This is a genomic window from Agriterribacter sp. (genome assembly GCF_035444585.1).
Taxonomy (GTDB): Bacteria; Bacteroidota; Bacteroidia; order Chitinophagales; family Chitinophagaceae; genus Agriterribacter.
The window spans coordinates 1-11,592 of sequence record NZ_DAOMOZ010000158.1; the positions used below are offsets into that span (position 1 = coordinate 1).

Here is an 11,592-nt window from a genome sequence, read left to right on the forward strand (position 1 = left end):
GGGAGACAACGACCTGGGCTACTCTTTTATGCCCGGCTTACCCGGGCTGGCAGCTTCGGATGTAGGACTGGTAACTGCATACCAGGCATTCGGGACCATCGGTACGGCGGTGGCGCCTTTCAACAAAGGCCGTACTGCCACACATGAGATCGGTCATTTTTTTAATCTTTGGCATACCTGGGGTTCCAACGAATGTGTGGCATCCTGCTCCGATTCCGATTTTGTGGATGATACCCCTAACCAGGATAAATGTACTTATGGCACACCAACATTTCCACAAACAGATGCCTGTACAAACACGGCGGCAGGTATAATGTTCATGAACTTCATGGATTATGTGGATGATGCTGCTATGTGCCTGTTTACGGAAGGGCAGGCCGACCGTATGGAAACCGCCTTAAGTACTTTTCCGGACCGTATGCAACTGATGAGCTCAAATGGTTGTGTACCTCCTGTGTTGTACAATAATGATGTCAAGGCACTCTCTGTTGCATCGCCTTCAAACGCCAATGTCCATTGTGCCGCAAGCATCATTCCGCGGTTAACCATCCGCAATCTGGGCGCTTTGCCTTTAACCAGCGTCAGGATTAATGTAGCTGTGGATGGCGGTGAGCCCGTTGTTACCAACCTTAACCTTAACCTTCCTTCTTTACAGGAAACCACGCTCTCAGGCAACGCCATTACGGTTGCCGCAGGGCATCATACCATAAAAATATATACTACGCTTCCCAATGGCGCGGCCGACCAGCAGACTTTGAACGATACGGCAACCATGGTATTTTCTGTTGTTGGCAATGCAAATGAGCCCCTGGTAAATGGCTTTGAATCTGCAGCATTTCCGCCACAAGGATGGGGGATAGCCAATAACAGCGACGTTATAGAATACAATCCCGTGCGGGTAACCAACGCTGCACATTCCGGCACTGCTTCTGTAAAGTTTGATAATTATAATTACCAGTTGTTCCGGAAAAATAGCATGCTTGTTACGCCGCAACTGGCGATACCGCTTGCTGCCGATTCGGTTAAGATCACTTTCTGGCGGGCGGCTGCACAATACAGCAGCATCAATTCCGATACGCTTGAAATTTTGTTTTCCACCGATTGCGGTCAAACGTTTACATCTGTATATAAAAAAGGAGGAGCGGATTTAAAAACGCGTCCTGATTTTACAACGGCGGAGTATATTCCCACGGCCAATGAATGGGTAGCGGATACTGCCGATATCAGCGCTTTTGTAAAAGGGAAATACGACAACATTATAGTGCAGTTCCGCAACATTAACGGTTATGGGAACAATGTGTATATAGACGACATCAATATTTATGCCCGCAGCCTGCCGGGGCGCTTAAAAGAGCAGGGCTATCTTATTGCACCCAATCCCACAACCGGCTTGCTGACCGTACAGCATTATCCCGCTTCCTCCACATTAAGGGGTGTGGCGGTATACAGCAGCACCGGGCAGGTGGTGTGGAAGGCGCAATACAATGCCTCCACCACGCTGAACTATATACCCATTGATCTCAGCCGCATGGCTTCGGGTATATACATTGTGCAACTGGTATATACCGACAAAACGATAACACAGAAAGTGCTGAAGATGAATTAGGGTTTTCATTCAACCTTTATAATTGTTGCCTGCCTGGCGATGAGACTCCACCTGTTGTTTTTATATAACCATACATGCGTGAATCGCCTGCTGACCGTCTTTCCCGCATTCACCTGGTGACCCTGCGGCTTGATTATTTCACCGCCCATAACCACTGCAATGTTATCGTGGAACGTTATTATTTCAATGTCTCTTTCAAATGAAAGATAATTCAAACCACCAGACCGCAGGTGGGCTTTTGTTCCTTCTACTGTTCCAACTTTATTGGCCGGTGTGTTTATGATCATGGTTGATGACCATATTTTATCAAACAGTACCGTGGAATCGCTTTTTAAAACAGATTCTCTTTCCATTTTTTCCATCTTCCTTATTTCAGCCTCCCTGTGATCCTGGGCAGATGCAAAGCTTGTAATGCATGCCAGGCACGCTGAACCAATTAAAAGGTTGAGCGAGTATTTCATATGAATTTATTTACCTGTGCAACTGGGTTTGCAATTATTTGTCTGGAGATGTTTGAATGATTTCATCATATAGTTTACAGGCCACGTCATAAACCATTTTTGCAGCAGCACATTCTTCCGGACGAATATTGCCATGCTTCATTTTCCGGCATTGATCAACAGCCGGGATCTGCAATACCATAAAATTGATCCGGGTATGTAGCCACCTTATTCCTGCCTTGTAGCCAGGTCTCTTAGCATCGTACTGAACAGGACTGCCCGATGCTCTGTTATTTTCCCTTCGTCATCGAACCTGAAAATATCCACGTCCTTAAACCTGAAAGATTTTCCTGCCGTTTTCATTCCCATAAAATCACTTTTAAACCTCCCGGACCAGTCTGCATAAATAAAAACATAATCGCTGTCAGAAACGGCCAGCTCATTTGCAGATTTGTACTCCTCTACTGAAAACCGCCACAAATTCATAAATGATTTTACAGTATCTATTCCCCTTGCAGGTGGTGTGCTCCCGTCTCCATAGTCAACTGTGTTTATTGCAAGATGCTTTACTATTTCGTTCATATTTCCCGTTCCCCACGATTTGATGCAAAGCAGCGCAGTTTGCTTGTTTCTTTCTTCTTTGCTTTCTTCGGTACGTACTGAAGCTGTGGCATTCCTGTCTGTTGCCGGGTGCGAAGTGCTGTTATTTTCTCCGCAGCCGGTAAAGAATGTAAGTAAAACGCCGGTTAATAATAAAGGCTTCATATTATTCGGTTTGGTATTTTATTGTTCAGTGATAAATTCCATTGCTTCTGAAAAAGTGGCCACCCAGTAATCGCTTTCATGTGCTTTTAAGTACTTCAAAAAAGCCTGATGTGTTTCACCTGAAATTTCAAATATTTGTCCGCCAATGCCGTGAAACTGATAAACACCCATTCCTCCTGCTTCCCTTGCTTTTTCAGCAAAAGCAATAAGTTCGTTTGATGTTGTGCCCGTCCAGACATGCCAGGATGGAACTTGCATTGTGTTGACGTGTTCAAAATCGGTAACAATGCTGGCGTTATTTCCGCCTGTCCTGCCAAATGCCACTAATTCTTTATCCTTAATGATTTTCGAATAATCGGTGCCCGCAATGAAAACGTTGTTACACGGAAACGCAAATGACCTTCTTTTTGTTTTTGGATCGAGTAAAGAAAGGATGATATTTTCCGCGTTAATTTCTTTGATGATCTGGTCAATAGTATAATTTTCAATTGAAACGGTTTTGTCCCAGCCTAATTTTTCGGGGCAGGCATGAAACAAAGTATGATTCGCCAGTTCATGCCCGTTCTTAGCCGCATTTGTCCAGCCAAGTACTGCTTCAGGAGTTTGTCCAATCACATTAGATTGAGAGGATCCCTGAATGGAGTTGAGAAAGAACGTTCCTTTTAGGCCTACTGAGTCCAATTGTGGAATAGCGGTTGAAAGTTGGGTTGCTAAACCGTCATCATATGTAAGGCAAATGATAGCTTTTTTTGAGCTGTTGACCTTTTTTGCCTGCCCAACAGTATACAAAAAAAAGACAACTGTTAGAATGACAAGCATATCTGTTTTATAATTCATTGGTAAAAATTTTGAGCAGTCCGGTAATTCAGAAGATCTTCATAAAACTATTTCGCGGCTCAACATAATATTCCTCCCGATTTGGATAATGGCATGTACAGGTTATCACAGGGATCGAAAACGAAGGATGCGGTTTATTGTTCAGACCAATAATAATGCATAAGGCAACAGATCGTGAAAGAATAAAAATGAAGTTTGCAGGTTACAGAGGAGAGCGAAATTGTTACTAAATCTAATATTTCTTTTTAAAGAAATAAAGCATTTATAAAATTTTCTTTATCGCCGGTGTTTTGCATTAGCCGCATGAGATTTTAATGAAATTCCGCACAACGAAATAAATTATTAAATTCAGATCTCATTCTGCTTTTATAATTCTTACCTGCCTTGCTGAGGCCTCCACGGGTTAAAGACCGGCGCGGCTGTAAAATTGTTCTTATTTCAGGGATGATCCAACTATTTCCGAATCATAGTTCTTGTATAGTGCCTGCAGGATTGCCATATCAGGCATCTCCCGGTTTGACAATAGCTTACCCATCCCTGCAAAAAAAGCCTCTGTTTTTTGGGCTGGTGAAATTCCCACCAGTAAAGTTCCGGCGGTTGCGCCGTTACAATTAAAACAATGTTTTACATTTCTTGGAACAAATAAGCTGTCGCCGCTTTCCATTTCAAAGATCTCATCTTCCACCTGAAATAAAAATTCCCCGTCAAGAACGCAAAAAAATTCATCAAACGTATGATGTAAATGCAGCGGCGGGCCAAATCCTTTTAGATTATTGGTACTGATAAAAATTGATAACCGGTCTTCAGTATCGTTGCTCAACAGCTTAAAATCAATGGGTGCATTTGCTATAGTAATTTTTTCTTTATAACGGGTTTCCAGGGCTTTTGTTCTGAAAGCTTTTTTTGATAAAGTGTTTTGTGAGAGCAACGGTATTGAAACACCGGTTAAAGATAAGGTTGATAATGTGCTTTGAAGAAAATTACGGCGTTTCATGTCAAAATATTTTGTAATGAATAATAGCTGAACAAAAATATTTTGCTGATGACATACGCAGGTGGTAAAAAATCGGCAAGTTTTAGCCTATGCCCAGGATCCTTTCCGGCGAATACGCTTGTGCTTCCAGTAAAGAATGAGGAGTGGCTTTTGCGAATTGCTTAAAATCTTTCACAAGATGCTGATAATCATAATAACCAGCTTCAAGTGCTATGCTCAGCCAATCACTGCCCGGATTTTTGTCTTTGAGCTGATAAGCATTATTAAAGCGGGTGATGCGGGCAAAAAATTTTGGAGTAATACCCGTCAGTTGTATAAACTTCCTTTCAAACTGGCTGATTGACAAACAGGATTCCCCTGCCATTTTTTCTACAGTAAGAAAATTCGGATTTTCAGAGACCAGTTTAATAATGCTGTCAATGGGATAGAAATCTGTTTTTAATTTTTGTATTCGCATCCAAAGATACGCTTCTGCAATGTGCAGGATCTCTTCGTAGGAAGAAGCGTTCATCATGCGTTGCTGCACGTAATGAATTTCGGGGTTTAAAATGGTTTCCGCATCTATGCGTTCATCAACGAATTCATTTAGTGGCAAACGTAAAAATCTGGATAAGGCGCCCGGATGAAATCCTATTGATAGCATCAGGTAGTCGTGTGAAACAGCGTAGTCGAGCCTTGAAGTTATTGAACCGTTAACAGCAATGGCCGGAAAAGTCCTGCTTATGCCTGTAACCGGCTCATAGCCCGTAACAAAGCCTTTAATGTAAAACACTATGCACTGTAAGGTATTTGAGGGAAAAGGCTTAACGGGAACAGGAGCTGCTTTATCAAATGTAAAATGCAGTAATAAATAATCTTTAATGAAATGTTGTAAATGTGCTGATGGCTTTATGATTCTGTAAATCATTTTATGACCTGCTTTCAACCAAAGAAGAATAAAGTTACACAACCTGATTTTATTCTGCAATTTTCAATCCGGCAGCTATTCATCAAACCTGCTGTTGTTATGGCTATGCAACAGCAGTGGATCTATCCCTGCAGTTGATACTTGTCTATGATAGCCTGGCGTTGATTATGGAACCATGTTACACCGAATGCTTTATCAAGTGCAGCTATCTTGTTGGCAATTTCAGGCGTTTCGGGAGTTGAGTTATTTTTTACCATATCCGGAATGATTTTATGAAATAATTCCTCTAAATAATCTTCGAAGTTTTGATTAAAGAAGCAATCAATAAACCGGAGAGGTTTGTCTGACGCATTCCAGAATGAATGCAAAATGCGTTTGGGACGGAAATTCCACCCGCCAGCTTCTACTTCATATATCTTTTCTCCAATCATTACTGTTGCCGTTCCTTCTAATACGTACATAAGTTCGTCTAAATTTTCATGCATATGAGGAGATGGCCCCATTTGTTTGGGCCCCACGGCAACTTCAACGTTTGATAATTGTTTTCCTGTTTGGCTGGAGTGAATGATGGTACGGATATCCACATTGCCGGCTCCGGGCATAAGTGGTTCACGTGGTGGAATATAAAAAGGTTGCAACGGTTCTTCATTATTATTGTTTCGTGCAGAAGTAAAATTCGGCGTGGATAAAAGCGAAAAGCCCAAAGCTCCTGCAGAAAGAAAATTGCGGCGTTTCATACAATAATATTTATAAGTTATAAAATAGTTTTGCAGGCAAACTTACTTATGCCTGTTAAAGCTGTAGTGGTAAAAAAGTGACATTTAAGTTAGATAGGAGAAACCGAAGCTGCGTTCCGGTGCATCTAACTCTAATTCGTACAAAGAACACGGTGTAAGGTTAGAAAACTCTTTAAAATCTTTTACCATGTGTTGATAGTCGTGGTAATTGCATGAAACAGCAATAAGCAGCCAGTCGTACTCCGGATGGCGATTTTTCATACGATAGGCTTTATCAAAGCGAATGATGCGCTCGAAAGTTTTAGCGCTTACTCCTATTCTCTCTTCAAATTTTCTAATAAACTGCCTTGTGCTTAAGCAAGATTGATTGGCAAGCCAGCCAATCGGGACATTATTTTCTTCATCAATTAGCCAATCTGATACTTTATCTATGGGTTGATAATCCGTTTTTATTTTTTTGATTTGGCTTTCAACAAAATTTTCAACTATGGTTACCATTCCGGATAATTTATCCAGTTCTTTCAAACAATCACAAACTGTAGATACCTCTTTACCCCAAATGTCTTCGGCATTTATAAATGAATTTGTCAACTCATATATTGGGAATTTCAATAACTTATGTAAAACAGAAGGTCTTAAAATTATTTTGATAGCAAGGAAATCGTTTCCTCCATATCTATAAACAGGGGTTGTATGCATGCCATTAATAACGCAATTTGGATAAGACCGTATTATATCAGGACTTCGATATTGGAATTTTTGTACGTCCTTAATATAAAAGGTAATGCAATGTTCAGGTCTTGGGTAATGGCGTTTAAATGGTGGGATTATGTTTTTGTCAAACACAAAACGAAACACCTGATACTTACGCACATACTTTTGCAGAGCAGCATTAGGGAATATATCCTTAACAAGTACCGGTATCATTGCACTTTATACTTTTAAAATTGGGGAATTGCACTTGTTGGCTGCTGTCATTCTTGTTTTTTGTTCTTCGTTATTTTTCACCCCGCTTTACAAGAAACAGGCTTAGGGAGATAAGCAGAACAGCTACCGGCACGATCAGGTGTTGCCATGTTATTTCAATACCATTGATCTTTTTTTCTGCAAGGGCAGCAAGATAAGATACAACAAGGGTTGTTAATATTGCTTCCCACAGAATCACTTTCAGGTGAAGAAAGCTTTTAATGCTGAGCCATTCGGGCAATTTAACCGGCAATGCTGCACCGGGGTTATTGAACAATATCATAATTCCTATTGAAAGCACATAAAACACGATAGCAACCAGAAAAATATCAACTGCATTCAACAAGTCAACTGCCATCAGGCCGGCAGTTTCATGTTGGCCTGCGCTGAAATGAGAAAATGCCATTATAAAATCGTACCCGCCTAATATTGTCATCACAATGCCTGAAGCAAAAATAAGCAGCGCAATAACGTTGATGATCACAACCAATACGTTGAATACGCTTTTCATAAACGATATTTACTTTCCAAACAATTGCGCTGCTAATTTAACCGAAGAATGGAGCTGCAGCTCAACGGCAGACTTCCCCAGCGCAATCTCGTAGATGCCGGCTTTGATCTGCCATTTTTGTTTCTCCCAATCAAAATGCGCTAATAAACGCGGGTCAGCTGTAAGTGTTACCTGCTTGCTTTCTCCCGGCGCAAGCTCTGTTCTTTCAAATCCCAGTAAACGCATATTGTTTTCACCCGCTGCATTTGTGAGATATAATTGCGGCACATCCGCACCTGCCCTATTACCGGTATTCGTAACGGTAAAACTCGCTGTTACTGTTTTTCCTCCCTGCACCTTAAGATCACTATACGAAAAGCTGGTATAGCTTAATCCATACCCAAAAGCATACATGGGCTTAATATTCTTTTTTGCGTACCAACGGTATCCTGCATCGGCTCCTTCATTGTAAACAATGGTGGTGGGGGTTCCCCAGGGCGTTCCAAGACCCGATAATTCAGGCCTTGGCGTTTGTTCCAGGCTTTCAGGAAACGTTAAAGGCAACCTGCCGGAAGGATTTACTTTACCGGTCAGGATCTCTGCAATGGCAGTACCACCGGCCTGGCCGGGATACCAGGCCTGCAAAATGGCTTTTACTTTACCACGCCATGGCATTGAGGATGCGTTACCTGTTTCCAGAACTACAATTGTATTCGGGTTGGTTGAGGCTACCTCGCTGATAAGGGCGTCCTGTCCCCAGGGCAAAGATATATCGGCCAGGTCAGAGCCTTCACCTTCCACCCGGATGCCAAATACGATCACAATGTCTGATCGTTTTGCCAGTAGCTTCGATTCTGCTATCATATAGCCGGGGTCAAATTCTACCGTTGCATTTGGCATTAATTTTTTTAGTTCTGCCAATGGCGATGAAGGTAACAGGTAAAGACTTCGTGCATTGCCCATAAGACCCGGACCCCCTACATTGATGGAAGCGGCATAGCCTCCTACGGGAAGCACGGCTCCAGAGCCTGTACCGGTAGGCACTCCCAGGTGAGCATACCCTCCGATTACAGCAATTTTAACGGGTTCATTTACTGAAAGTGGCAGCGCCGCATCATTTTTCAACAGCACTATTCCCTGGCGGGCGGTTGCCAAAGCGGTTTCATTATGTTTGCTCATATCAACGGTTGGCGTTCCTTCCCATTTGTCTACCCCTACAGCATAGACGGACCGCAGGATACGCTGCACCATATTGGATAAACGTTCCTTAGTGAAATTGCCGGCTTTGTAGGCGTTCTGCAATGAGTCGGTAAATGCTTCCGCTCCCCACGTATGCACGTCCACCTGTATGCCGGATTCCTGGTCAAGTCCTTTTAAAGCAAAGGTCCAACTGGGAACGGCTCCCCAGTCAGACATCACCCAACCTTTATATCCCCATGTATCTTTTAATAATTTATTCAGCTGGTAATCATTGCCACCTGCATATTCTCCATTGACTTTATTGTAGCCGCTCATGATAGAACCAGGGTTTGATTTTTCTATGGCCATCTGGAATGCCAGCAAGTCGGATTCCCGGTGAGCCGCGGGATCAATAACAGCATCTAACCAGTGACGGTTGGTTTCATTACAATTAAGTGTATAATGCTTTAGGGTAGATATCACCTTCTGGCTTTGAATACCATTAACGGCGCCGGCAGCAAGCAGTGCGCTTACCAGCGGATCTTCAGAATAGTATTCGAAATTACGCCCGTTCCGGGGATCCCGGGTCAGGTTAATACCACCTGCCAGCATCACGTTAAAACCCCTTGCTCTTGCTTCTTTCCCGATTACAACGCCTCCCTGGTAAGCCAATTCAGGATTGAAACTTGCGCCTACCAATATGGACGCGGGCAGGGCTGTTGCACCCTTATCATCGGGACGATAACCCGGGTTGGTAACACCCATACTGGCATCACTGCTTTGTATGTTAGGTACACCCAGGCGTGGTACACCGGGCGTATAGCCTGCGCTCATAGTAGTGCCCTCGGGGATACGTTTATCGCGGGGCATACCAAGAGCCGGAACATACCCTATAAGGCTTGTAATCATGGCGAACCGCTCCCGATCGGTCATTTTCTGTTCCGTTTCCTTTGCCATCACATCCGGTGATGTTTGTTGGGCTAACGAAAGTGAAATACTGTTGAGTATAAGGGCTACACAGAGAACAAGGGCTTTACGTTTACGCCTGCTTGTACAATTGTTGAATAGTAAATTATACATAGCTTATGAATTTTAAAAGTCAGGTGCCAGAGTTGAATAACAACATGCACAGTGTTTTCACAGGATGCGAAAACGAAGCATATGTATCACAGTTCAGTCAATAATGCACAGGGCAACAGATCACGAAAGAAGGAAGGTAAAACGAAGTGTATGGATTGTTCGGCTGGGTATAGTTTGAATTTGTTACTAAATCTAATATTTCTTTTTTTTAAAATGAAGTATTTAGAAAAAATTCTTTATCGCTCTGTTCCCCTGGCTACCTTCATGGGAGCCGGGACCCGTCCTTTCTTGCATGTTTTCCGTATATTCACTCCGGGTCTTAACGGTATAAGAACAGTTAATTGGTGTAGGAAAACACTTTATTGATGGTCATTAAAAAAATGTTATGCTTGATATTGTCATTGAAGCCCGCAATGCGGCTATCAGCCGCGACATGAAAGTGAAGCGTATCCTTCCCTTCCGGCTGCGCAGGATGGTAGGTCCTTTTATTTTTTTGGATCATGCGGGTCCGATTACAGACGCTATTGCACCGGTTTCCGGTATGGATGTGCTGCCGCACCCGCATATCGGGCTTTCTACCGTTAGTTACCTGTTTGGAGGAAAGGTAACGCACCGCGACAGCCTGGGCGTGGAGCAGGTCATTCTCCCGGGTGAAGTGAACTGGATGACTGCCGGCCGGGGCATTGCCCATTCCGAAAGGTTTGAGGATCCTTCAGCGTTGGCCGGGGGACTGGAAATGATACAAACCTGGGTAGCCCTGCCTGAAAAGAATGAAGAGGATGCACCCGGCTTCGACAATTATACACCCGACCGGCTTCCTGTTTTTACTGATACAGGGGTATGGATGCGGCTGATAGCAGGCAATGCTTACGGGTTACAAAGCAATGTAAAAACCCATTCCCCGCTTTTTTACCTGCATGTTGAGCTGCAACAGGGCGCCAGGTTCGGACTTCCGAAAGAGCACCGGGAGCGTGGCTTTTACATCGTAAGGGGGAGCATATCGCTTTCGGGCGTTACCTACAGCCAGGGCAAAATGCTGGTGTTCAGCAAGGGTGTTGACCCGGTTATTGTCGCTGAAGAAAAAACCACGCTTTTGCTGCTGGGTGGTGAGCCCCTTGGTGAGCGTTTTATTTGGTGGAATTTTGTTTCTTCCCGCAAAGAACGTATTGAGCAGGCCAAAGAAGACTGGAAGCAGGGCAGGATCATTCTTCCTCCCAACGACAACAAAGTATTCATTCCGCTGCCCGATGATAAGTCGAAGCCGGCGCCGGAACCGCTTTCATGAGTAGTGGACTTATTCTAAAATAGTTTAGGTGGCTTTTCATCCAAAGCATCTGACTTGGATTGATCCAGCAATTTAACATCCTCATCGTCCTCTTCCAGCAATTCAATTTCCGTTAACAATGGCTGGGGCATGGTTTTACTGGTTGTTGCTTCCAGTTGCTTAATTTTTTCAAGCCGGCCAATAATGGTATCGCCTCTTTTTTTGCCATCTTTCAGCTTATTCATGGCATCATCATAGGTGTCGGAAGTATCCTTTAGTACACCTTAGAAACCCACCGTCTTTGACGGTGGTAATGTTCGTTAGGCT

12 protein-coding genes are annotated in these 11,592 nt (G+C 43.3%); 2 read left to right on the forward strand and 10 right to left on the reverse strand.

The window, feature by feature from the left end; translation table 11 throughout:
* Nucleotides 1-1,606 (forward strand): M43 family zinc metalloprotease (locus PLH26_RS15545; RefSeq protein ID WP_324586947.1); only part of this gene is annotated, 1,606 nt, incomplete at its 5' end.
* Nucleotides 1,607-1,611: 5 nt separating this feature from the next.
* Here the strand turns inward: PLH26_RS15545 and PLH26_RS15550 are convergent.
* From PLH26_RS15550 to PLH26_RS15590, 9 genes are all read right to left on the reverse strand, one after another.
* Entirely contained in the window at nt 1,612-2,067 is a 456-nt protein-coding gene (locus tag PLH26_RS15550) for a nuclear transport factor 2 family protein (protein ID WP_324586948.1), read from the reverse strand.
* A 207-nt stretch (nt 2,068-2,274) separates the two neighbouring features.
* On the reverse strand, nt 2,275-2,811 hold the full coding sequence (locus PLH26_RS15555) for an ester cyclase (RefSeq protein WP_324586949.1): 537 nt from the start codon (nt 2,809-2,811) through the stop codon (nt 2,275-2,277).
* A gap of 18 nt (nt 2,812-2,829) precedes the next feature.
* Complete coding sequence (locus PLH26_RS15560; RefSeq protein ID WP_324586950.1) at nt 2,830-3,648, reverse strand: polysaccharide deacetylase family protein; 819 nt, start codon at nt 3,646-3,648, stop codon at nt 2,830-2,832.
* Nucleotides 3,649-4,081: 433 nt separating this feature from the next.
* Nucleotides 4,082-4,642, reverse strand: coding sequence for a cupin domain-containing protein (locus PLH26_RS15565; RefSeq protein ID WP_324586951.1), 561 nt, complete (start codon nt 4,640-4,642; stop codon nt 4,082-4,084).
* An 82-nt stretch (nt 4,643-4,724) separates the two neighbouring features.
* The gene (locus tag PLH26_RS15570; protein WP_324586952.1) at nt 4,725-5,549 is read right to left on the reverse strand and encodes a helix-turn-helix domain-containing protein; all 825 of its coding nucleotides are present in this window, start codon (nt 5,547-5,549) and stop codon (nt 4,725-4,727) included.
* A gap of 122 nt (nt 5,550-5,671) precedes the next feature.
* Nucleotides 5,672-6,286, reverse strand: a complete 615-nt coding sequence (locus tag PLH26_RS15575) for a cupin domain-containing protein (protein ID WP_324586953.1) — start codon at nt 6,284-6,286, stop codon at nt 5,672-5,674.
* A gap of 84 nt (nt 6,287-6,370) precedes the next feature.
* Nucleotides 6,371-7,213: a helix-turn-helix domain-containing protein gene (locus PLH26_RS15580; RefSeq protein WP_324586954.1), complete on the reverse strand. Its 843-nt coding sequence runs from the start codon at nt 7,211-7,213 to the stop codon at nt 6,371-6,373.
* A 70-nt stretch (nt 7,214-7,283) separates the two neighbouring features.
* The gene (locus PLH26_RS15585; protein ID WP_324586955.1) at nt 7,284-7,763 is read right to left on the reverse strand and encodes a YqhA family protein; all 480 of its coding nucleotides are present in this window, start codon (nt 7,761-7,763) and stop codon (nt 7,284-7,286) included.
* A gap of 9 nt (nt 7,764-7,772) precedes the next feature.
* The gene (locus PLH26_RS15590) at nt 7,773-10,001 is read right to left on the reverse strand and encodes a beta-glucosidase (protein ID WP_324586956.1); all 2,229 of its coding nucleotides are present in this window, start codon (nt 9,999-10,001) and stop codon (nt 7,773-7,775) included.
* Nucleotides 10,002-10,386: 385 nt separating this feature from the next.
* Between PLH26_RS15590 and PLH26_RS15595 the strand changes: the two genes are divergently transcribed.
* Nucleotides 10,387-11,286, forward strand: coding sequence for a pirin family protein (locus PLH26_RS15595; RefSeq protein WP_324586957.1), 900 nt, complete (start codon nt 10,387-10,389; stop codon nt 11,284-11,286).
* Between the two features lie 14 nt (nt 11,287-11,300).
* Here PLH26_RS15595 and PLH26_RS15600 read toward each other — a convergent pair whose 3' ends face one another.
* Nucleotides 11,301-11,510: a hypothetical protein gene (locus PLH26_RS15600; protein WP_324586958.1), complete on the reverse strand. Its 210-nt coding sequence runs from the start codon at nt 11,508-11,510 to the stop codon at nt 11,301-11,303.
* Nucleotides 11,511-11,592 lie beyond the last annotated feature (82 nt).